The sequence below is a fragment of the Pseudomonas sp. Root329 genome, from assembly GCF_001424925.1.
GTDB classification, from domain to species: Bacteria; Pseudomonadota; Gammaproteobacteria; order Pseudomonadales; family Pseudomonadaceae; genus Aquipseudomonas; species Aquipseudomonas arabinosi.
In genome coordinates this window covers 80,083-102,255 of record NZ_LMCV01000003.1, presented here as the reverse complement: position 1 = coordinate 102,255, position 22,173 = coordinate 80,083, and the positions used below count along the sequence as shown (strand labels likewise).

Below are 22,173 nucleotides of genomic sequence, written 5' to 3'. Positions count from 1 at the left end.
CAACAACAGTCGTTTTTCAGTTACAACAACGCGCTTACTTCTTCCAACTTGCATCCGAACAAAAACCACTATTACCAGGAATCACTCTGTCTATTTTCACGAGCCCTGTAAAAGATCTGAAGATCGGAACCCCATTGCGCAACAGCAAATAACTTACGGTTGCAGAATCGTTGTCACGCATAGGTTCGATATGCGGAACAAACGGTCGAATAACGATCGAAACCGGTTGTTTGTTGGTGACATCTGTTACCGTCCCGGTGAACGTAGCTGCAGGTGTCAACGCCGTCCCTGCCCCGTTTAAAGAGTCCCATCCCTGCCAAACCAGTTCGATGACATCTCGCAGTTGAAAACGATCGTCGAACGGAACAAGGATGCGTATTCCCTCCCAAACAAATAAAGAATCAGGATCCTGAGGATTGTTTTTAGTGCAGTTGATATAGCCCCAAAGGCTGGCGTCGGGAAAAGTCGCTTCTTTGAGCACTTGTGGCGGCGCAACAATTGCAAACGTCAAGCGTCGTCGCGGGGACGTCGTATTGTTGACTGAACGAACCGTGTACTCGATTTCAAACGTAGGCAGATCCGGAAGTGATGTCGGCCCTATCGGAATGGGAAACTCCGCTGCATCATCGGCAACGCCATAATCGCGTTGCGCAATCGGGATGGGGTTTCCAACTATGAAGATTTCGACGTGGTCAATACGAGCGTCTGTTGGGAACGCCGGCCAGCGGGGAATGATGCAAACAATGCCATTTTGTTTCGCATCATCCGGTAATGTCCCAGCAGGATCCGCTGGGTCGACTCCCCGCACCCGAAGAGGGTCAAGTAGTACGCCCGCATCGGAGGTGCTCCCTGCTGCAAGTGGGTCATTGGGTGCTGGCATGAGTAATTTCTCGCGTTCTTTTATCGCCTTAAGTGCAAGAAATTAAGCGCCCACATCCAGATGTTGACTACTGTCAAATGTGACAGGTAAAGCCACCGTCTGTCGGAAACCATCAGGTATCTGACCTATCACTCAGCACAATCCGGTTGACTGCGACGGTATCGATGGTGTTTCCTGAAACCGGTTTCAGAAGCTTGATGTACAGAACCGCAACGACGCCAATAATAAGGTCCATCACCGTGAACGATTTCTCCGCCGCCCAACGCAGCCGCGTGACGATGCTCGACGTCGCCGAACACGCCAAGGTCTCCAAGGCCAGCGTCTCGCGCTTCATCGGCGATGACCGCGCCCTGCTCTCCGATGCCATTGCCTTGCGCATCGAGCAGGCAATCGCCGAACTCGGCTATCGCCCGAACCAGATGGCCCGCGGCCTGAAACGCGGGCGAACCCGCCTGATCGGCATGCTGGTGGCCGATATCCGTAACCCTTATTCGATTGCCGTGATGCACGGGGTGGAAACCGCCTGCCGTCAGCACGGCTACAGCCTGGTGGTGTGCAACACCGATCGCGATGACGAGCAGGAACGCCAGCACCTGGCCCTGCTGCGCTCCTACAACATCGAAGGCTTGATCGTGAACACCCTCGGTCATCACCGCGATGAGTTGCGCGAGCTGCACCGGGAAATGCCGCTGGTACTGGTGGATCGCAAGGTCGAGCAGCTCGACAGCGATCTGGTCGGGCTGGACAATCCTGCCGCCGTTGAAATGGCCCTCGCCCATTTGCAAGAGCGCGGCTATCGCGATGTGCTGTTGGTGACCGAGCCGTTTGACGGCACCAGTTCGCGGATCGAGCGGGTCAGCAGTTTCAAGGCGCAGATCGAGCAACGTCCGGCCCTTCGCGGCACCCTGATCGAAACCGGCAGTGAACTCACCGCACAGCTGAAAACCTTCCTTGAAACGCCCGGCCCCGGCCCGAAAGCGCTGTTCTGTGCCAACGGAATCGCCGCGCTGGCCAGCACCCATTCGTTGCGAGAACTGAAGTGCAATCTGTTCGAGGACGTCGGCCTGATCGCCCTCGATGATCTGGATTGGTATCCGCTGGTCGGCAGCGGGATCACCGCCCTCGCCCAGCCGACGGTCGAAATTGGTGCCAGTGCGTTCGAGTGTTTGCTCAAGCGTTTGCGCGGTGATGACGGGCCGGTGCGGACCCTGGATTTTTCGGCGAAGTTGATTGTGCGTGGGTCGACTCTTGGAGATTTTCAGTGAATGTTATGGCCCCTTCGCGAGCAGGCTCGCTCCCACATGGGCACCGCATTCCAATGTGGGAGCGAGCCTGCTCGCGAAGGGGCCCTAAAGAACATCCCATCAAGTAGCCATTTTTTTTGAACAAAAATGAAACCGGTTTCAGAGGTATACAACAATGAATAAACCACCCGTTTCCATCAGCCTGTCGAGCTACGGCGCCGACCTTGTTCGCCAACGCGGCCAGGGATCGTTTATCGACGTGTTGGCCGCCGCGGGCGCCACGCGCATCGAATGGCGCGAGGAACTGCTGACCGTCGAAGATCCCGCGCAACTGGCCGATGCCACCCAGGCACAGGGCCTCGAAAGCGTGTATTCCTCGCCGATGGAATTGTGGCTGGCCGGCCAGTCCAAACCCAATCCCGAACTGATCTCTGCGTTGCAGCGCGCCCAGGCATTCGGAGCCAAATGGCTGAAAGTGTCCCTGGGTTATTTCACCGACAACAGCGACCTCCAGACCTTGTCCCGTGTGCTGGGCAAAAGCGCTGTGCAGTTGTTGGTGGAAAATGATCAAACCCTGCACGGTGGCCGCATCGAGCCATTCCAGCGCTTTTTCACTGAAATCGAGCAACACAACCTGCCGGTCAAAATGACCTTCGATATCGGCAACTGGCACTGGCAAGACCAGTCCGCCGCCAGCGCCGCGCGGTTGCTCGGTCGCCACGTCGGCTATGTGCACTGCAAAGCCGTCACGCGCCGGGCCGACGGAAAACTGGTCGCCATACCGCCGGCCGCCAGCGACCTGCATCTGTGGGAACAACTGCTGCGGCACATGGCCCAAGGCGTGATGCGGGCGGCGGAATATCCGCTGCAAGGCGACGACCTGGTGCAGTTGACCACCGAGCATGTCGCCACTCTCGCCCGCCTCGGTCAAACCCGGTTGGAGAGCGCTCATGTCTGAGATCGATATTCTCTCGTTCGGCGAAACCATGGCGATGTTCGTCGCCGAACACAACGGTGATTTGGCCGACATTGGCCAATTCCACAAACGCATTGCCGGGGCTGACAGCAATGTCGCCATTGGCTTGTCGCGGTTGGGTTTTAACGTGGCCTGGCTGAGCCGGGTGGGCGCTGATTCGCTGGGACGCTTCGTGATCGACACTCTGGAGAAAGAAGGTCTGGATTGCCGCAACGTTGCCATCGACACCGAGCACCCGACTGGTTTTCAACTCAAGTCACGCACCGACGATGGCAGCGATCCGGTGGTCGAGTATTTCCGCCGTGGGTCGGCGGCGAGTCATCTGTCGCGGCAGTCGATCGCGCCTGAATTACTGAACGCCCGGCACTTGCACGCCACCGGTATTCCGCCGGCGCTGTCCGAAACGGCTCGGGAAATGTCTTTCGAATTGATGACCCGCATGCGCGATGCCGGGCGCAGCGTGTCCTTCGACCCGAACCTGCGCCCGAGCCTGTGGGCCAGCGAGCAACAGATGATTACCGAGATCAACCGCCTCGCCGCCCTTGCCCATTGGGTGCTGCCGGGGTTGAGCGAAGGCCGCTTGCTGACCGGTTTCGAAGACCCGGCCGACATCGCTGCGTTTTACCTCGATCAAGGCGCCGAAGCCGTGGCGATCAAACTGGGCCCGCACGGTGCGTATTACCGCACTCATCTGGACCAGGGTTTCGTGGCGGGCGTGCCGGTGGAAACGGTGGTCGATACCGTCGGTGCCGGCGATGGATTTGCCGTCGGCATGATCAGCGCCCTGCTGGAAAACCACAGCTTTGCCGACGCCGTGAAGCGTGCCAACTGGATTGGCAGCCGCGCGGTGCAGAGCCGGGGGGATATGGAGGGGTTGCCCAATCGACTTGAAATGGCTGCCGAGTTTGAGGCCGCCATTCGCGAGCAAGCCCGCTCCCACATTCAATCGGATTCGCCCTCCCATTCTGTGTACGACACAGATTCAAATGTGGGAGCGGGCTTGCTCGCGAAGAGGCCCGCACAGTCACTGAAGATCTAACCGTTACCTGCTGCGACAAAAACAACAAGCTCAGGAGCACCACTATGAAAACCGCAACACTCGCCGCCCGCCGCTGGTGGTACATCATGCCGATCGTGTTCATCACCTACAGCCTGGCGTACCTGGACCGCGCCAACTACGGATTCGCCGCCGCCTCCGGGATGGCCGCCGACCTGATGATCACGCCGGGCCTGTCGTCGATGCTTGGCGCGCTGTTCTTCCTTGGCTACTTCTTCTTCCAGGTGCCGGGCGCGATCTACGCCCAGAAGCACAGCGTGAAGAAGCTGATTTTCGTCAGCCTGATTCTCTGGGGTGGCCTGGCCACGCTGACCGGGATCGTCTCCAACGCCTACTGGCTGGTCGTGATTCGCTTCATGCTCGGCGTGGTCGAAGCCGCGGTGATGCCGGCGATGCTGGTGTACCTGTGCCACTGGTTCACTCGTGCCGAACGCTCGCGCGCCAACACGTTCCTGATCCTCGGCAACCCGGTGACCATGCTCTGGATGTCGGTGGTGTCGGGTTATCTGGTGCAGCATTTCAGCTGGCGCTGGATGTTCATCATCGAAGGTTTGCCGGCGGTGCTTTGGGCCTTTATCTGGTGGCGTCTGGCCGATGACCGTCCCGCCCAAGCCAAGTGGCTGAGCGATCAAGAGAAGCAGGATCTGCAAAGCGCTTTGGCGGCCGAACAGGTCGGTATCAAAGCGGTGAAAAACTACGCCGAAGCCTTCCGTTCGCCGAAGGTGATCATCCTGGCCTTGCAGTTTTTCTGCTGGAGCATTGGTGTCTACGGTTTCGTGCTGTGGCTGCCGTCGATCCTCAAGGCCGGTGCGCAAATGGACATGATCGAGGCCGGCTGGCTCTCCTCGCTGCCGTATCTGGCGGCGGTGATCGGCATGCTGCTGGTGTCCTGGGGCTCGGACAAATTGCAGAAGCGCAAACGCTTTGTCTGGCCGCCATTGCTGATCGCCTCGATTGCGTTCTACGGCTCCTACGCTTTGGGCGCTGAACACTTTTGGTGGTCGTACACCTTGCTGGTGATTGCCGGCGCCTGCATGTACGCACCTTATGGACCGTTTTTTGCCATCGTCCCGGAAATCCTGCCGGCCAATGTCGCGGGTGGCGCCATGGCGCTGATCAACAGCATGGGCGCGCTCGGTTCGTTTGGCGGTTCGTATCTGGTGGGCTACCTGAACAGCTCCACCGGCTCGCCGGGTGCTTCTTATCTGTTGATGAGCGGCGCGTTGATGCTCTCGGTGGTGCTGACGATTTTCCTCAAGCCCGGCGCCAGCGACCGGGTCGTGGCCAAGGCCGTTGTGCAACGGTCAACGGCCGCTCATTCCTGAATTGAAGTTGAGATGATGACGATGAAAAAGCAGGTTGTGCTGTACAAGAAACTCTCGCCGCTGCTGATGGCTCGCCTGCACGAGCAGACCGAGGTGACGCTGATCGACAACCTCAATGCCGACGGCCTGGCAACGCTGCGCGAGGCCCTGCCCCGCGCCCACGGGCTACTCGGTGCGAGTCTGAAACTGGATGCCGGATTATTGGATCTAGCTCCTGACCTGGAAGCCATTGCCAGCGTGTCCGTGGGGGTCGACAACTACGACATCGACTACCTGACCGAACGACGGATCCTGCTCAGCAACACCCCGGACGTGCTCACCGAAACCACGGCCGACACCGGTTTCGCGCTGATCCTGGCGACCGCCCGGCGCGTGGTGGAACTGGCGAACATGGTTCGCGCCGGTCAGTGGAAGCTCAATGTCGGTCCCGCGCAATTCGGTACCGATGTGCACGGTAAAACCCTGGGCATCATTGGCATGGGGCGGATCGGTGAGGCCCTGGCCCAGCGTGGGCATTTCGGTTTTGGCATGCCGGTGATTTACCACAGCCACTCGCCGAAACCGGCGGTGGAACAGCGATTCGACGCGCAATACCGAAGCTTGCCGGAGCTGTTGCAGCAGGCTGATTTCGTTTGCCTGACCTTGCCGCTGACGGCTGAAACCGAAGGACTGATCGGGGCCGAGCAGTTTGCCCTGATGCGCCCCGAAACCATCTTCATCAACATTTCACGGGGCAAGGTGGTGGACGAGGCGGCGCTGATTCAGGCCTTGCGTGACGGGCAGATTCGCGCTGCGGGGCTGGATGTGTTCGAACGCGAGCCGCTGAACACCGACTCGCCGCTGTTGCAACTGAACAACGTGGTGGCGACGCCACACATTGGCTCGGCGACGTATGAAACGCGGGAGGCGATGGCCACGTGTGCGGTGGACAATCTGTTGGCGGCGCTGGCGGGTGAGCGGCCGAAGAGTCTGGTGAATACACAGGCGTGGAAAGCTTGATGTATTTGGCGTTTGTTAGATAGCTTTCGCGAACAAGCCCGCTCCCACATTTGGAATGCGTTCCCCTGTGGGAGCGGCGGTGCGACGATTCGACTTGCTCGCGAAGGGGCCATTAAAGCCAGCACAAATCCTTCAGGCCCGGCGAGCCTCCAGAAGGTCAGCCGCACACAACGCAATCCGCCGGCATGCATCCGCCAGCTTCAGCTGATCCACCACCAACCCCAGTCGAATATGCCCCGCCGCACTCGGGCCGAACGCTTCACCCGCCAGCACTGACACGCCATAACCTTCCAGCAGCCGCTCGGCAAAACTCTGGGCACACAATCCGGTCTGGCGCACGTCGATCATCACGAACATCCCGCCATCAGGCCGGATCGGCCGGATGCCCGGGCAATCACTCAGGCTCGCGCACACCAGGTCGCGACGCTGGCGATACTCCTCGCGCATCAGCGCCACTTCCGGCAGATCCTCATCCAGCGCCAATTGCGCGGCGTTCTGAATGAAATCCGGAATGCCAAACAGCATGCACAACGACAGGTGCACCAAGTGTTCGGCCAAAGGTTTCGGCCCGATCACCCAGCCCACGCGCCAACCGCTCATGGCGTGGGATTTGGATAGGCTATTGATGGTCGCGGTGCGCTCGGCCATGCCCGGCAGACTGGCCGGGCTGATGTGCTCGCCTTCATACAACAGATCGCTGTAGACCTCGTCGCTGATCAGCCACAGGTCATGACGAACACACAGCGATGCCAGTTCCTGCCAGACCATCAGCGGCAAACTCGCGCCGGAAGGATTGTTCGGACTGTTGAGCAAAATAGCGCGGGTCTTGGGGGTGATCAGCGCCGCGACATCCGCCGGATCGACCCTAAAGCCGTTCTCGGGGCGCACCGCCACCGGCACCACTTTGGCCGCGCAGGCACCGAACACACCTTCATAGGTCACGTACATCGGTTCGGCGACGATCACTTCATCGCCCGGGTCGAGCAGGCATTGCGCGACCGAATACACCGCACACTGCGCGCCCGGCAGCACGATCACATGATCCGCATCCACCGCTTGACCACTGCGACGTCGATGACGGTTGGCAATGCTATCGCGCAACCCCCGACTGCCACGTATTGCCGGGTAGTGGGTGTCACCGGCCAACAAGCTATCGATGCACGCCTGAACGATGGGCTGCGGCGTATCGAAGTCGGGATCGCCGATCGATAGCAACAGCACATCAACACCCTGCTCGATTAATTCCAGTGCTCGGTCATGAATCTGCCAGGCCGCAGCGCCGTCACCGGCGATTCGTTTGGTCAAGGCTGAATAGCGCATGTAATTCTCCAGTCGCGCGGGTTCCAAGCCTCAACCCTATCTCAAATCACGAAACGCGCCACCATGGCATTTAAATCCACAGCCAGGCGCGACAGTTCGTGCGTCGCGGCGCTGGTCTGGTTGGCGCCAGCGGCGGACTGAGTGGCCAGGTCGCGGATGTTCACCAGGTTGCGATCGACTTCGCGGGACACCTGGGCCTGTTCTTCGGACGCGCTGGCGATCACCAGGTTGCGCTCGTTGATCAATTGGATCGACTGAGTGATCTGCTCCAGCGCGACACCGGCCGCGCGGGCCATTTCCAGGGTGCTTTGAGTGCGTTGATTGCTTTGCTGCATCGACGCGACCGCGTGGCCGGTGCCGTTCTGGATGCCGGCGACCATTTTTTCGATTTCCTGGGTCGATTGCGCAGTGCGATGGGCCAGCGCCCGGACCTCGTCCGCCACCACCGCAAAACCGCGTCCGGCTTCACCGGCACGGGCGGCTTCGATCGCGGCGTTCAGCGCCAGCAGGTTGGTTTGCTCGGCGATGGCGCGGATCACGTCCAGCACCTTGCCGATGTCGCGCCCCTGAGTGGCCAGGCCTTCGATCATCACCGAGGTGTTTTGTACATCGTGGGTCATGGTCTGGATCGCGCCGACGGTTTCCACCACCCGGTCGCGACCTTCACGGGCGGCCTGGGTCGACTGGTTCGAGGCTTCGGACGTCGACACCGCGTTGCGCGCCACTTCTTCCACGGCGGCGGTCATTTCGTTGACCGCGGTGGCGGCCTGTTCGATTTCGTTGGTCTGCTGTTGCAGACCGCGGGACGCTTCTTGGGTGACCGTGCTGAGCTCTTCAGCGGCGGCACCCAGTTGGGTGGCGGAACCGGCGATCTGTTCGATGGTTTTGCGCAGGCTGGCCTGCATCGCGGACAAGGCACCGAGCAAACGGGCCGGTTCGTCTTTGCCATCGACCTCGATGACGTTGGTCAGGTTGCCGCCCGCAATGGTTTGCGCCGCCTGCAATGCACGGTTCAGCGGTGTGACGATGCTGCGGGTCAGCAGCCAGGCCAGCAGCACGGTCATCAGCGCCGCAATCACCGCCACCACGATGATGCCGGTAATCGCGCTGCGGTACTGCTCGCCTGCTTCGGCCGAGGCGGTTTTCGCATCGGCATTATTCAGCGCCACCAGTTTGTTCAGCTGCTCGCCCATCTGGTCCGTACCTTCCTTGATCCGGGTGTTGATCAGCGTGCGCATCTCATCGAGCTTGTTCTGCCGCGACAGCTCCAGCATCTGGGTTTGGGCTTGCATGTAGCTGTCCAGGGTTGCCGTGAAGGTCTTGTACAGCGCGGCTTCTTCCGGGGTGGCCGACAACGCTGCATAGCTGGATTGTGCGCTGCGAACCTTGTCGACCAGCACGCCGATACGCGTCTGGGCTTCCTGCAACGCAGCCGGATCACGGTTGACCAACACCCGGAACGAGAGAATGCGCAGACGCAGGACGTTTTCCGTCAGGTTGCCGAGAAAACCGACGCTGGGCAGCTGCTTGGTTTCCATGTCGATGGAGGCTTGGTGGATGGTCGTCATGCGGTTCACGGCAAACACACCCAGCACGATGACGAGCAAGGCAATGAAGGCAAAACCCAGGAAAGCTCGAGGCGCGATATTCAGATTACGCAGTGACATAGGATGATTCTCGGGTGATGGGGCTACGAGCATCCTTGCGTGATCGCTGAAGGGCGGGCGGCGGCGCACGCGCTTTCAGTTTGGCGCCACTGTTGGAATAGGTTTGTGTGGGCCTATTGGCTGTATCGGCTGGGGATGAGGATTTTTGCGGGGAGTTGAGAAATATATTTCAGGAGGTTACGAGTGTTTCACCCATGAAACACTCTGGTTCCATGTAGCAGCTGCCGAGCCTGCGAGGCTGCGTTCGGCGACGGAGTCGTCGTGAAATCAGACGCTGTGGTGTGCCAGGAAAACTGCGTTCGCAGGGTTTACGACGACTTCGTCGCCGAACGCAGCCTCGCAGGCTCGGCAGCTGCTACAGGAGATCGTACGGCTTCAGACTTTGCGAGCGGCCATCCGCCAAACCCGCGCAACATCACTCGCCCGCTCCCGCAACAACCGCGGCGCCTCGGCACACGCCTGCTCCAGCGTCATCGGTCCACTGGCCAAGGCAAACGCGGCATCGATGCCATGTTCGTACAGTGCTTGATAACCCTCCCCCAGCGTCCCGGCGAGGACGATCACCGGCACGCCGTGCTGCCGAGCAATACGCGCCACACCAAATGGCGTCTTGCCGCGCAGGGTCTGAGCGTCGAAACGACCTTCACCGGTGATCACCAGGTCGGCGCCCTTGACCGCATCGTCCAAACCGACCAGTTCGGCGACCACTTCAACACCGGCCTTGAACTGCGCCCCCAGAAACGCCTTGGCGGCAAACCCCAGGCCGCCTGCCGCACCGCTGCCCGGTTCGTCACGAACGTCTTTGTTCAGGACTTGCGCGCACCGTTCTGCAAAGTGCCCGAGCGCGCGATCCAGTTGCTGGACTTGCTCGGGGGATGCACCTTTTTGCGGGCCGAAAATCGCTGAGGCACCGTGAGGGCCGCACAGTGGATTGTTGACGTCGGCGGCGATGTCGAATCGCACCTCGGCCAGACGCGGATCGAATTCACTCAGATCAATGCGGGCCAGTTGTCCAAGCGCCAGACCACCCGGTGCCAGTGTTCGGCCGTGTGCGTCGAGCAGTTTGACGCCCAAGGCTTGCATCGCACCCGCCCCGCCGTCGTTGGTGGCGCTGCCGCCAATCGCCAGAATGACCCGTTGCGCCCCGGCATCGAGCGCCGCGCGGATCAATTCGCCAGTGCCGAACGTGCTGCTAAAGCACGCATCACGCTTGCCCGGCGGAACCAGTTGCAGGCCACTGGCCTCGGCCATTTCGATGATCGCGGTGTGACTCTGAGGCAACCAGCCCCAAGCGGCCTCAACCGTCGCGCCGAGCGGCCCGCGAACTGGGGTGCTGCGCAGTTCGCCCTCGCACGCCGCCAGAATCGACTCGACGGTCCCCTCCCCGCCGTCAGCCATCGGGCATTTGACCAGGAGCGCATCGGGCCAAACCTGCGCCAACCCCAGAGCAATGGCATCAGCCACACCCTGGGCACTCAGGCTGTCCTTGAACGAATCGGGGGCGATGACGATTTTCATGCGAATTCTCCAGTTCCAATGCGTTCCATGCTGCCAGCAGGCAAGCACAATAACGCCGGTCCGCTGCACAAGCGGCCATGACGATTATTGTTCATTTCCACAAAACCTATCTGTCCCTACACATTCCTTGTAGCAGCTGCCGAGCCTGCGAGGCTGCGTTCGGCGGCGCAGCCGTCGTGAAATCATGCGCCGCGGAGCATCAGGTAAACCGTGCTTGCAGAATTTACGACGGCTGCGCCGCCGAACGCAGCCTCGCAGGCTCGGCAGCTGCTACGGGTTGGTGTTCGGTGCATCAGTTTGGGGGAGTAGCTGAACGCCGAGATAAAGCGCAAGCATACCGTCCAGTCTTAGCGGATCAACACCACTAAGCTCGGCAATCCGCTCCATCCGATAACGCAGGCTGTTGCGGTGGATCCCCAGCGCATCAGCACACGCCTGACTCTGTCCATCGTGATCGCACCAGCAGCGCAAAGTCGCCAGCAGTTGGCCGTTGCCATCCTTGGCGATGACTTTGCGCAGCGGTTTGAGCAGCTCGTCCAGCGCGTCGTCGTTGCGGTGACGCCAGAGCATCACCGGCAACCGATAACGGTTGAGCGTCAGCAAACGGGAGTGCGGCAACACCTCTCGCCCATAAGCCAGCAAGTCGCCGACGCGTCGATAGCAGCGGCGCAATCCCGACAACCCATCGGCCTGCCCGCCCACGGCGATCCGCAGAATGTTCCAGCCGAGGCCGTCGAGTTTTTCCAGCAACCGGTCATTCTCGATCGCCTGCGCCGCCGGTCGGCACCAGAGCAACGATGACTTGGCCGAACTCACGCACCAACTGTCCGGGTAGCGCGAAGTCAACCAGGCGCTGAGCGCCTCGACGGTTTGCCCCGGACCGTGTTCCATCCCTAACTCGAACAGGTACGGCACCCGCGTCATCTGCGGCTTGAGCCCCAGTTGTTGCGCTTCGTCGATCAACCGCGGCGAATCCCCGGCCTCGCTGAGCAGCAATGCCAGCAGATCGTCGCAACGCTGGCGCCGCCATTGCTGCTCGGCCTGCTGATTGCGCTGGCCGACCAGCATCTCGGCGGTCATCCGCACCAGCTCGGCATAGGTGCGCAATTGCTCGGGTTCACCGGTGATGCCCAGCACGCCGATCAACCGTTGATCGAGCAACAGCGGCAAGTTGATGCCCGGCTGCACGCCTTTCAAATGAATCGCCGTTTGAGCGTCGATCTCCACCACTCGCCCGTTGGCCAGCACCAGTTGCGCGCCTTCATGCCGGGTGTTGACCCGCTCAGGTTCGCCGCTGCCAAGAATCAGGCCCTGGCTGTCCATGACGTTGACGTTGTACGGCAGGATGGCCATCGCCCGGTCGACGATGTCCTGGGCCAGGTCGTGATCGAGTTCGAACATAGCGGGGATCCTTGAAAGCGTGATGGAGCGGATTGTTCACCCGCACAGGCCTTGGTTGCAAACCCTGTGCTCAGGCACAAAGACAATGACCCAAGCGGTGGCCGAGACTCACCGGGCGGTCAACGTTACCCTTGCATCGCAAAAAATCATAATAAAGAGAGAGCCCGCCATGTCACAGAGCGCCGCCGCTACCCAGGCCATCGTTGACGAAAAAAACGCCGTCTACAAACGCATTACCCTGCGTTTGATTCCCTTCATCTTCATCTGCTACCTGTTCAACTACCTCGACCGGGTGAACGTTGGATTTGCCAAGCTGCAGATGCTCGACGCACTGAAATTCAGCGAAACCGTGTACGGCCTCGGGGCCGGGATCTTCTTTATCGGCTACGTATTGTGCGGCGTCCCCAGCAACCTGGCCCTGACCAAATTCGGCCCGCGCCGCTGGATCGCGCTGATGATGATCGTCTGGGGCTCGCTCTCGACCTGCTTGCTGTTCGTCACCACCCCGACCGAGTTCTACATCCTGCGCCTGTTCACCGGCGCGGCCGAAGCCGGGTTTTTCCCGGGCGTGGTGCTCTACCTTTCGCAGTGGTTTCCGACCTTCCGCCGTGGCCGCATCATGGCGTTGTTCATGTCGGCGATCCCTGTGTCCGGCCTGCTCGGCAGCCCGTTTTCCGGCTGGATTCTCAATCACTTTGGCGCAGGCCAGGCGGGTTTGGCGGGCTGGCAGTGGATGTTCCTGCTGCAAGGCATTCCGACCGTGATCCTCGGCGCCCTCGCCTACTTCCTGTTGAGCGACAGTTACGCCAACGCCAAATGGCTCACGCCGTTCGAGCGCTCGGTGCTGGAAGCCGACCACGCTGAAGACCTGGCGAACAAACCGAAAACCACCACCGACTCGCTGCTGGCGGTGTTCAAGAACCCGGCGATCTGGGCGTTTGGCCTGATCTATTTCTGCATCCAGAGCGGTGTCTACGCGATCAACTTCTGGCTGCCGTCGATCATCAAGAACCTGGGCTTCAGCGATAACCTGGTGATTGGCTGGCTCAGTGCGATTCCGTACCTGCTGGCGGCGCTGTTCATGTTGATGGTCGGCCGTTCGGCGGACCTGCGCAAAGAACGCCGCTGGCACCTGGTGGTCCCAATGCTGATGGGTGCGGTCGGTTTGCTGATCGCTGTGAACTTTGCGACTACACCGGCCATTGCCATCCTCGGCCTGACCATCGCCACCATGGGCGCCCTCACCGGCCTGCCGATGTTCTGGCCGGTGCCGACTGCGCTGCTCAGTGCGGGCGCTGCGGCGGGTGGTTTGGCGTTGATCAACTCCATGGGGCAGATGGCCGGGTTCCTGAGTCCGTATCTGGTGGGTTGGGTCAAGGACAGCACCGGCTCGACCGATGCTGCGCTTTACCTGCTGGCGGGCGTGATTGTTTGCGGGAGTTTGTTGGCGTTGCGCATGACGCGGACGTTGCGGGTGTAAGGTTTGACGACAACAAAAAAACGGCCCTTCGGGTAATGCTGATCAGTTAAGGAGCGACATATCCGTAGCAGCTGGCGAAGCCTGCGTTCGGCTGCGAAGCAGTCGTAAAATCAGACGATGCGGTGTTTCAGGAAGACCGCAAACTCAGGTTTTACGACTGCTGCGCAGCCGAACGCAGGCTTCGCCAGCTGCTACGGATCGCGTTNATCAGACGATGCGGTGTTTCAGGAAGACCGCAAACTCAGGTTTTACGACTGCTGCGCAGCCGAACGCAGGCTTCGCCAGCTGCTACGGATCGCGTTTTTTTGGCTTAACTGATCGTCGCTACCCTTGTGGATCGATGTTATCCAGCGCCCGATTCACCGCCAGCTCCCCCAGCATGATGATCTGCGCAATCCCCAACAGCGAATTGCGACTCGACCCCTCCATGTGATCCGCCAGATCCATGGTCATGACATTGGCGGAGGCCAGCGACTCGCAAGCATGGCCCAGCAGGGTTTCGGTATCGAGCTCCGGATTGACGATGAACATGGTGCCGGGTGTGCGCGGAGTGGCTTTGATGTGGGCAGCCAGCTTGAGGTAATGATCGAGGGCGCGGTCGGCGGCTTCGTGGAGTTTTTTAGAGTCGAGGGTTTCGTGCGGGGATGCCGGATCGGTGTCCGGTGGATTGGGCGTTACTTTGAACATGGATGAAACTCCTAAAGCACTTAAAAGGAGCCATCACCCTCGCTACCAAACGATGGGTGGTGGCCATACGCAGGTTGGTAGACCGGGCTTTAGGAAACGGCGCGCCCGAAGGCGCCCTGCGCATGACCACCATAAAACCGAGACGAAAAAATCTCAGCAAAGAGTAGTGCTTTGCGTCTAAAAACCCAGGCTACCAAACCCGATCGCTGTTACTCAGCGACCGGGAAACGATAGAGCCCAGGCCCAAGGCGCACAAGCCGGCGGATTCTGGCGTAGTCGTAGGCAGCGGCGCAAGGATGTGTAGCCCGAATCAGTATCTGGAGATGTCGTTTAAACAACTCAGTCATTGCTCACTTTTCAATCGATAGGAAGATGGATAAATCGGGTCGGGTTTGGCGGGGGAAACACCCTGCAGTTTGGAGCTGCAGGGTAAGTGGACATTTAGCCTTGACTCGAAACCGGCTAATGGATGTCCCTGATTAGCCCCCAATCACCGAGACCGTGTGGCTAGTCAAGTTGCAGACATAAGCGCGGCTACCGTCCGGGCTGAAGGCGATCCCCATCGGAGAGATCCCGACCGGGATGTTCGACAGGACTCGATTCATCGCCGTATCAATCACCGAGACCGTCCGCCCCCCCTGGTTGCAGACATAAGCGCGGCTACCGTCCGGGCTGACGGCGATCCCGTGCGGATAGCTCCCGACCGGGATGGTCGTCAGGGCTCGATTCGTCGCCGTATCAATCACCGAGACCGTGTTGCTAGCATTGTTGGTGACATAAGCGCAGGTACCGTCCGGGCTGACGGCGATCCAGCTCGGACCGCTTCGGACCGAAATGTGCGTCAGGACTTGATTCGTCGCCGTATCAATCACCGAGATCGCGTGGCTAGTCACGTTACAGACATAAGCGCGGGTACCGTCCGGGCTCACGACGATCCCGATCGGATTGTTCCCGACCGGGATGTTCGTCAGCACTCGATCCGTCGCCGTATCAATCACCGAGACTGTATTGCTACCCAGGTTGCAGATATAAGCGCGGGTACCGTCCGGGCTGACGGCGATCCCGAAAGGCTGGTTCCCGACCGGGATGGTCGTCAGGACTTGATTCGTCGCCGTATCAATCACCGAGACCGTGTGGTTAGCATTGTTGGTGACATAAGTGCGGCTACCGTCCGGGCTGACGGCAACCCCGATCGGAGTGTTCCCGACCGGAATGGTCGTCAGGACTTGATTCGTCGCCGTATCAATCACCGAGAGCGTGTTTGTATGATGGCCGCTGACATAGGCGCGGGTACCGTCCGGGCTGACGGCGATCCTGTACGGACCGTTCCCGACCGGGATACTACCGACCGGCCCCATCCCCGTAACGGTTACGGTTGCGTTGGCGACCTGAGCACCACTGGTGGCGCTCAGATTGTAAGAGCCGGGGATGAGAGCGCCTTTGACGCCGCTGACGCTAAGCCTGCCGACTGCGTCGGTGATGAAATCGCGCTCGCCGCCGCCGCCATTGGCGTACTCAAAGTTGGGCGGGAGAATCAGACTGAGCTCCCCCCCGGGGACGGGGGTGTTATTGCTGGTACTGAGAAGCAACTCAACGTTCTTGAGCCGGCCAGCCGGGGCGATGGTGTAGGGCCCGTTGGTGAAGGTCAGCACGTCCTGCTGTCCTGCGCCCGTCACCTGCGCCGTAGCCGTTCTGGACGTGGCAATGACCGCGCCACCTCTGACCTGCTCATAGATCACCCTCACCACGCTGTCGGCAATGACCTTGCTGTTGGGTATGTCCCAAGAGAATTGCCCCGGCACCTGTGTAATTGGCAGAGTTTGTTCATGGGTGGCAACCGGACTGCCATTCACCAGAGCGGTGAACGTCAGGCGGATCTCATCCCCCACGTCCCAGGTCGTATCGACCAAATGAATCAAGGCCCACAACGGCCCGCCGTTCAGCTTGGCGAGATCGACGATGGCCGGGTCGTCATTGTTCTCGGTCGGGATTTCTCGAAGGATCGCCTGCTCGAGTTCGACACGTTTAAGGTGTATATCCAGCCGCTTCTCCGGGGATTTGACCCGGTTGCCCAACTGGTCGACGACATAGAACTCGGCCACCGCACCCTTATTGTCGCCCGCCTTCTGGAACGTGTCGGTGAACAGCGTGTGGGTGATTGGCGCCGTGCCGTCGGGGACNACGACATAGAACTCGGCCACCGCACCCTTATTGTCGCCCGCCTTCTGGAACGTGTCGGTGAACAGCGTGTGGGTGATTGGCGCCGTGCCGTCGGGGACGTCGAACCTGACCTGGGTGTCGCCCAACAGAAACTCGATGCGGTCGTGGTTGCGCCGGTTGGCATAGGTGAACCCGAACTCCACCCCTTGCGCCGCCCGTGCGGCGCTGACGCCNGTGTCGCCCAACAGAAACTCGATGCGGTCGTGGTTGCGCCGGTTGGCATAGGTGAACCCGAACTCCACCCCTTGCGCCGCCCGTGCGGCGCTGACGCCCTCCTTGAGCACGTCGGCCGGGATCACCAGATTCAGATTCTCCACAGGCCGTAAGTGATACAGCACCAGCAGTTCCCGAGAGGGTGCGGAGTTCTCCGAGGCACGGCTGACCACGTACTGTAGAGGGTTGACGCCTTGCCTCAATTCCCCGTGTGGCAGGTACAGATACACGCGCAGATGTTCCTCCCCCGGCTTGACGGTATGGCCTTTTGGGACCCGAACACCGTTGCAATATAAATGCACGCTATCACCGGCCGCCATGTTCCAGGAGCGTAGCTGCATCTCGGTCCAGGGATCGACCAGGCATTCAAGGCCCAGGGCCTCGTCGTCGTAAATGGCTTTGGGGATGCCGCCGTGGGCGATGCCGTCCGGTTTCACCGGGGAAACCAAGTCCGGGATGATTACGGGAAAAAGCTCAAACAATTCGTTCAACGCGGCGGACTGGATATCCATCATGTTCTCCTGGAAGGTGACGAGTCCTGAGTCTTCTCGGGACGCGGGTTATCACACTCCAGGCCGGGAATACTGGCTACTGTCAAATCTGACAGTAGCGACGAGTGGTTACCCCGACCTTCATTCGAGGTGTTGAAGCGCCCGACCGTTTCTGGGCAAAAGTGCTGCCAGGCGCTTCGTCGATAAATCAGATTGCCCCGCCCCACCGTTCTGGTATTTGATTGAGCCTTTCTCCCACCGGTAAAAGGATTTCGTCATGAGCTACCGCACGCTGGGTCATTCGGGTTTGCAGGTTTCTACCCTGACCCTGGGCACCATGATGTTCGGCGAACAGACCAGCCCCGAAGATTCCCTGCGGATCATCGACAAGGCCTGGGACCAGGGCATCAATTTCATCGACACTGCAGACGTTTACACCAACGGCCGCTCCGAAGAGATCGTCGGCGAAGCGATTGCCGGTAACCGCCATGAATGGGTGCTGGCGACCAAGGTAGGTTTCGGCCCGGTGGACGGCGTTCCGAACCGCAGCGGCCTGAGCCGCAAGCACCTGTTCAATGGCATCGACGCCAGCCTGACGCGTTTGGGCACTGACTATCTCGACATCTATTACCTGCACCGCGAAGACCACAACACGCCGCTGGAAGTGACGGTGTCGGCCATCGGCGATTTGATCCGCCAGGGCAAGATTCGCTATTGGGGTTTGTCGAACTACCGTGGCTGGCGCATCGCTGAGGTGATTCGCGTGGCCGATCAACTGGGCGTCGACCGGCCGGTGATCAGTCAGCCGCTGTACAACATCGTCAACCGTCAGGCGGAAACCGAGCAGATCACCGCCGCGCAAAACTATGGCCTGGGCGTGGTGCCTTACAGTCCGCTGGCGCGTGGTGTGCTCAGCGGTAAATACGCGCAGGACGTGAAGCCGGATGCCAACAGCCGCGCCGGCCGCGCAGACAAACGCATTCTGGAAACCGAATGGCGCGTCGAATCATTGCGCATTGCTCAGCAGATCCAGCAGTACACCCAGGGTCGCGGCGTGGGCATCGTCGAATTCGCCATTGCCTGGGTGCTGAACAACAGTGCCGTCACCTCGGCCATCGTAGGGCCGCGCACTGAAGAACAATGGGATGCCTACACCAAGGCGCAGGCGGTGAAGATTACGGCTGAGGATGAAGCGTTTATTGATTCGCTGGTTGTGCCTGGGCATGCGTCGACGCCGGGGTTTAATGATGTGAGCCACTTTGTGTCGGGACGCAAATCGCGTCTGGCTTGAGATTTATCGCGAGCARGCYCGCTCCCACATTAGGTTTGTGTTGATCGATCGGACAATATTCAGTTCGAAAACCACGTATCCTCCGCACCCGTTTCACGTTCAGCTTCGCGAGGACAGTTTGTCTAAAGGTATCGCTCTATCGGTTTCAGCCTCGGTGCTGTTTGCCGTCATGTATTACTACACGTCGTTGCTCACGCCTTTGAGCGGCGTGGAAATCTTCGGCTGGCGGATGCTGCTGACCCTGCCCTGCATGACCGTGTTCATGGTGGTCTCCGGTGAATGGAAACGCGTGGTCGCCCTTTTTCGGCGGCTGGTTGGCCAACCAAAATTGCTCGCCGGCCTGATCCTTTCCGCGACGCTGCTTGGCCTGCAACTCTGGTTATTCATGTGGGCGCCGCTCAACGGCTATAGCCTCGACGTGTCCCTGGGCTACTTCCTGTTGCCGCTGTCCATGGTGCTGACCGGGCGGTTCGCCTATGGCGAGCGATTGTCCTACCTGCAAAAGGTTGCCGTGTTTTTTGCCTCCCTCGGCGTGCTCAACGAGCTGTATCAGGTCGGCGGTTTTTCCTGGGCGACCTTGCTGGTCGTCATCGGTTATCCGCTCTACTTCATCCTGCGCAAACGACTGGCGACCGACAACCTCGGCGGTTTGTGGATGGACATGGCCTTGATGTTGCCCGTCGCGTTCTGGTTCGTTCAGGGCGGTGATCAAGGTTTCGCCGTGTTCGATCAACACCCGTGGTTGTCGCTGCTGATCCCGTTGCTCGGCGTCATCAGCGCATCGGCGCTGGTGGTCTACATCATCGCCAGCCGGTTGTTGCCGTTCAGCCTGTTCGGGTTGTTGAGCTATGTCGAACCGGTGCTGTTGCTCGGCGTCGCGTTGCTGCTGGGGGAAAGCATCAAGCCCGGTGAGTGGCTGACCTACATCCCGATTTGGTTGGCTGTGGTGGTTCTGGTGTTCGAAGGGTTCAAACATCTGGTCCGGCATCGACGGAAATCGATGTAGGACCGGCACGAAAAAGCCCGGTCAGCATTGCTGCTGACCGGGCTTTTTTTACATCTGAAACGGCTTAGTCGGTGGAGAGCACACCACGACGAACCTGGTCGCGCTCGATGGATTCGAACAGCGCCTTGAAGTTGCCTTCGCCGAAACCATCGTCGCCTTTACGCTGGATGAACTCGAAGAACACCGGGCCCATCAGGGTTTCCGAGAAGATCTGCAGCAGCAGACGCTTGTCGCCTGACTCGGACGAACCGTCCAGCAGAATGCCGCGCGATTGCAGTTGATCAACCGGCTCGCCGTGGTTCGGCAAACGACCTTCGAGCATTTCGTAATAGGTTTCCGGCGGCGCGGTCATGAAGCGCATGCCGATGCTTTTCAGGTGATCCCAGGTCTTGATCAGGTCATCGGTCAGGAAGGCAACGTGCTGGATGCCCTCGCCGTTGAACTGCATCAGGAACTCTTCGATCTGCCCGGCACCCTTGGACGATTCTTCGTTCAGCGGGATTTTGATCATGCCGTCCGGGGCGGTCATGGCCTTGGAGGTCAGGCCGGTGTACTCGCCCTTGATGTCGAAGTAACGGATCTCGCGGAAGTTAAACAGCTTCTCGTAGAAGTTGGCCCAGTAGGCCATGCGACCGCGATACACGTTGTGGGTCAGGTGGTCGATGATCTTCAGGCCAGCCCCGACCGGGTTGCGGTCAACGCCTTCGATGAATACGAAGTCGATGTCGTAGATCGAACTGCCTTCGCCGAAACGGTCGATCAGGTACAGCGGCGCGCCGCCGATGCCTTTGATCGCTGGCAGGTTCAGTTCCATCGGGCCGGTTTCGATATGAATTGGCTGAGCGCCCAGTTCCTGAGCCCGGGCAAACGCCTGCTGGGCATTCTTGACGCGGAACGCCATGCCGCACACCGACGGACCGTGCTCGGCCGCGAAGTACGAAGCAACGCTGTGCGGTTCGTTATTGAGGATCAGGTTGATCTGGCCCTGACGATACAGGTGCACGTCTTTGGAACGGTGGGTCGCGACCTTGGTGAAGCCCATGATCTCGAAGATCGGCTCCAGGGTGTTCGGGGTTGGCGATGCGAATTCGATGAATTCAAAGCCCATCAGGCCCATTGGGTTTTCGTATAAATCTGCCATGGTTGGCGCCTCATCATTTTCTTGTCAATTAACGGATCGTTAGTTGCTAGCAATGCTGAGACCGGCGGGTGGCGCGCAGGAGATGCCCCGCACGCTGCGGGCGAGGAAGTCACCGTAGATCAATTGAAACCCAAAACTCTTCATTGTCGACCCAAGGCTATTGCGGGCGAGGCTTCTGCTGCCAGAAGACGATTATTCTTATATGCGTAACCCGATTCTACACAGCGTAAATAGGTTTGTCCGCCTTCTGTATCAAATCCCCTTTTTCCCTGCTCGCGCAAGGGGTTTGTTGCACAGGAAAATCCCCGCGAGGATCAGCCCTCCTCCCAGGCACATCGCCAGGGTCAATTGCTCACCCAACAGCAGCGCACCGAGGATCACCGCAGTCAACGGGTTCAGGGCGATGAACACGCCTGAACGGGTCGCACCGATTTTGCGAATGCCGTCGTAATAGCCGATATAGGCCAGCGCTGAACCCAACACGCCCAGGTACATCAGGCTCATCCATTGCGTTGGTCCGAGGCTGGCGAGTGCAGCCACACTCAACTCACCGCGAACAGCACTGGTTACCCACAGCATCAGCGTGCCCAACAGAATCGAGTACGTCACCGTTTGCACCGGCCCCAGGGTTTGATTCAGGTCTTTGGAGAACAGCGAATAAACGCCCCAGCCAAGCACGCAGCCGAAAATCAACAGATCGCCGATCCAGGCGTCGGCATTACCGGCCAGCAATTGCGGGTTACGGCTGACGATCACCAGGCTCGCCCCGGCAATACAGATCGCGATTCCGAAAACTTTTGCTCGGCTCAAGCGCTCCTTGAACAACAGCCACGACGCCAGCCCGATCACGGCCGGGTTCAACGCCACGATCAATGACGCCCGTGAGGCATTGATGTAATGCAGCCCATAAAAGAAGCACAGGTTGTAGAAAAAGATCCCGAAAAAACCCAGTAGCGCCAATTGCAGCCATTGCCTGGGACTGGGCCTTGCGAGAGGCACGCGGGCCAGCAGCAGAAACACCAGCAACGCCACGCTGGCCAGCAAAAATCGCAGGCTGGCGGCAAACAACGGGCTGAGGCTGTCGGCCAGAAACCGCCCGGCGACAAAGGTGCCGCCCCAGATCATGGTGACGGCAGCCAGTTTCAGATAAACCGGGACATCCGAAGGGTTGGACAGGCTCTGCTCACAGGTCGTCATAGGTTTCCAGAACAAGAAATCGGGAGAGATGACGTATCATTCGGCTAATACCTTCTCATC

At 59.7% G+C, this 22,173-nt stretch carries 17 protein-coding genes; 8 read left to right on the top strand and 9 right to left on the bottom strand.

Going from position 1 to position 22,173, the window contains the following annotated elements; all coding sequences use genetic code 11:
- Positions 1–34: 34 nt before the first annotated feature.
- On the bottom strand, positions 35–880 hold the full coding sequence (locus ASC74_RS30820) for a hypothetical protein (RefSeq protein WP_082555770.1): 846 nt from the start codon (positions 878–880) through the stop codon (positions 35–37).
- A 239-nt stretch (positions 881–1,119) separates the two neighbouring features.
- On the opposite strand from ASC74_RS30820, the gene ASC74_RS05465 reads away from it, so the two are divergent.
- From ASC74_RS05465 to ASC74_RS05445, 5 genes are all read left to right on the top strand, one after another.
- Positions 1,120–2,145, top strand: a complete 1,026-nt coding sequence (locus tag ASC74_RS05465; protein ID WP_056739887.1) for a LacI family DNA-binding transcriptional regulator — start codon at positions 1,120–1,122, stop codon at positions 2,143–2,145.
- Between the two features lie 154 nt (positions 2,146–2,299).
- Complete coding sequence (locus ASC74_RS05460) at positions 2,300–3,082, top strand: sugar phosphate isomerase/epimerase family protein (protein ID WP_056739885.1); 783 nt, start codon at positions 2,300–2,302, stop codon at positions 3,080–3,082.
- The gene (locus tag ASC74_RS05455; RefSeq protein ID WP_056739883.1) at positions 3,075–4,139 is read left to right on the top strand and encodes a sugar kinase; all 1,065 of its coding nucleotides are present in this window, start codon (positions 3,075–3,077) and stop codon (positions 4,137–4,139) included. The genes ASC74_RS05460 and ASC74_RS05455 overlap by 8 nt, the downstream gene beginning before the upstream one ends.
- A gap of 44 nt (positions 4,140–4,183) precedes the next feature.
- Positions 4,184–5,482 (top strand): MFS transporter, encoded by a 1,299-nt coding sequence (locus tag ASC74_RS05450; RefSeq protein ID WP_056739880.1) that lies wholly within the window; start codon positions 4,184–4,186, stop codon positions 5,480–5,482.
- Positions 5,483–5,503: 21 nt separating this feature from the next.
- Positions 5,504–6,481, top strand: a complete 978-nt coding sequence (locus tag ASC74_RS05445) for a 2-hydroxyacid dehydrogenase (RefSeq protein WP_056740102.1) — start codon at positions 5,504–5,506, stop codon at positions 6,479–6,481.
- Positions 6,482–6,613: 132 nt separating this feature from the next.
- On the opposite strand, the gene ASC74_RS05440 is transcribed toward ASC74_RS05445, so the two are convergent.
- From ASC74_RS05440 to ASC74_RS05425, 4 genes are all read right to left on the bottom strand, one after another.
- Positions 6,614–7,801 (bottom strand): pyridoxal phosphate-dependent aminotransferase, encoded by a 1,188-nt coding sequence (locus ASC74_RS05440; RefSeq protein ID WP_056739878.1) that lies wholly within the window; start codon positions 7,799–7,801, stop codon positions 6,614–6,616.
- 41 nt (positions 7,802–7,842) lie between these two features.
- Positions 7,843–9,468, bottom strand: a complete 1,626-nt coding sequence (locus ASC74_RS05435) for a methyl-accepting chemotaxis protein (RefSeq protein ID WP_056739876.1) — start codon at positions 9,466–9,468, stop codon at positions 7,843–7,845.
- A gap of 375 nt (positions 9,469–9,843) precedes the next feature.
- Positions 9,844–10,986 carry a glycerate kinase gene (locus tag ASC74_RS05430; RefSeq protein WP_056739874.1) on the bottom strand — a complete coding sequence of 381 codons (1,143 nt, stop codon included), beginning with the start codon at positions 10,984–10,986 and terminating at the stop codon, positions 9,844–9,846.
- Positions 10,987–11,256: 270 nt separating this feature from the next.
- Entirely contained in the window at positions 11,257–12,387 is a 1,131-nt protein-coding gene (locus ASC74_RS05425) for a sugar diacid recognition domain-containing protein (RefSeq protein ID WP_056739872.1), read from the bottom strand.
- A 169-nt stretch (positions 12,388–12,556) separates the two neighbouring features.
- Here ASC74_RS05425 and ASC74_RS05420 point away from each other — a divergent pair, with 169 nt between their 5' ends.
- The gene (locus tag ASC74_RS05420; RefSeq protein WP_056739871.1) at positions 12,557–13,867 is read left to right on the top strand and encodes an MFS transporter; all 1,311 of its coding nucleotides are present in this window, start codon (positions 12,557–12,559) and stop codon (positions 13,865–13,867) included.
- Between the two features lie 324 nt (positions 13,868–14,191).
- Here ASC74_RS05420 and ASC74_RS05415 read toward each other — a convergent pair whose 3' ends face one another.
- Together ASC74_RS05415 and ASC74_RS32550 are read right to left on the bottom strand one after the other, a co-directional pair.
- Complete coding sequence (locus ASC74_RS05415; RefSeq protein WP_056739868.1) at positions 14,192–14,554, bottom strand: DUF6124 family protein; 363 nt, start codon at positions 14,552–14,554, stop codon at positions 14,192–14,194.
- Positions 14,555–15,033: 479 nt separating this feature from the next.
- Positions 15,034–15,912, bottom strand: a complete 879-nt coding sequence (locus tag ASC74_RS32550; protein WP_082555774.1) for a YVTN family beta-propeller repeat protein — start codon at positions 15,910–15,912, stop codon at positions 15,034–15,036.
- 1,843 nt (positions 15,913–17,755) lie between these two features.
- Here ASC74_RS32550 and ASC74_RS05405 point away from each other — a divergent pair.
- On the top strand, positions 17,756–18,769 hold the full coding sequence (locus tag ASC74_RS05405; protein ID WP_056739864.1) for an aldo/keto reductase: 1,014 nt from the start codon (positions 17,756–17,758) through the stop codon (positions 18,767–18,769).
- A gap of 118 nt (positions 18,770–18,887) precedes the next feature.
- Positions 18,888–19,775 carry an EamA family transporter RarD gene (gene rarD, locus ASC74_RS05400; protein ID WP_056740099.1) on the top strand — a complete coding sequence of 296 codons (888 nt, stop codon included), beginning with the start codon at positions 18,888–18,890 and terminating at the stop codon, positions 19,773–19,775.
- A gap of 64 nt (positions 19,776–19,839) precedes the next feature.
- Here the strand turns inward: rarD and hppD are convergent, their stop codons facing one another.
- The gene (hppD, locus tag ASC74_RS05395; RefSeq protein ID WP_046047435.1) at positions 19,840–20,916 is read right to left on the bottom strand and encodes a 4-hydroxyphenylpyruvate dioxygenase; all 1,077 of its coding nucleotides are present in this window, start codon (positions 20,914–20,916) and stop codon (positions 19,840–19,842) included.
- A gap of 252 nt (positions 20,917–21,168) precedes the next feature.
- A complete protein-coding gene (locus tag ASC74_RS05390) occupies positions 21,169–22,113 on the bottom strand; it encodes a DMT family transporter (RefSeq protein ID WP_056739863.1) in 945 nt (314 codons plus the stop codon).
- Positions 22,114–22,173 lie beyond the last annotated feature (60 nt).

Coding starts and splice junctions, on each gene's coding strand:
- ASC74_RS05425 (WP_056739872.1), bottom strand. CDS start 12,387: ATGTTCGAACTCGATCACGACCTGGCCCAGGACATCGTCGACCGGGCG.
- ASC74_RS05445 (WP_056740102.1), top strand. CDS start 5,504: ATGAAAAAGCAGGTTGTGCTGTACAAGAAACTCTCGCCGCTGCTGATG.
- ASC74_RS05455 (WP_056739883.1), top strand. CDS start 3,075: ATGTCTGAGATCGATATTCTCTCGTTCGGCGAAACCATGGCGATGTTC.
- ASC74_RS05435 (WP_056739876.1), bottom strand. CDS start 9,468: ATGTCACTGCGTAATCTGAATATCGCGCCTCGAGCTTTCCTGGGTTTT.
- ASC74_RS05450 (WP_056739880.1), top strand. CDS start 4,184: ATGAAAACCGCAACACTCGCCGCCCGCCGCTGGTGGTACATCATGCCG.
- hppD (WP_046047435.1), bottom strand. CDS start 20,916: ATGGCAGATTTATACGAAAACCCAATGGGCCTGATGGGCTTTGAATTC.
- ASC74_RS30820 (WP_082555770.1), bottom strand. CDS start 880: ATGCCAGCACCCAATGACCCACTTGCAGCAGGGAGCACCTCCGATGCG.
- ASC74_RS05390 (WP_056739863.1), bottom strand. CDS start 22,113: ATGACGACCTGTGAGCAGAGCCTGTCCAACCCTTCGGATGTCCCGGTT.
- ASC74_RS05460 (WP_056739885.1), top strand. CDS start 2,300: ATGAATAAACCACCCGTTTCCATCAGCCTGTCGAGCTACGGCGCCGAC.
- ASC74_RS05430 (WP_056739874.1), bottom strand. CDS start 10,986: ATGAAAATCGTCATCGCCCCCGATTCGTTCAAGGACAGCCTGAGTGCC.
- ASC74_RS05405 (WP_056739864.1), top strand. CDS start 17,756: ATGAGCTACCGCACGCTGGGTCATTCGGGTTTGCAGGTTTCTACCCTG.
- ASC74_RS32550 (WP_082555774.1), bottom strand. CDS start 15,912: ATGGGGCCGGTCGGTAGTATCCCGGTCGGGAACGGTCCGTACAGGATC.
- ASC74_RS05440 (WP_056739878.1), bottom strand. CDS start 7,801: ATGCGCTATTCAGCCTTGACCAAACGAATCGCCGGTGACGGCGCTGCG.
- ASC74_RS05415 (WP_056739868.1), bottom strand. CDS start 14,554: ATGTTCAAAGTAACGCCCAATCCACCGGACACCGATCCGGCATCCCCG.
- ASC74_RS05420 (WP_056739871.1), top strand. CDS start 12,557: ATGTCACAGAGCGCCGCCGCTACCCAGGCCATCGTTGACGAAAAAAAC.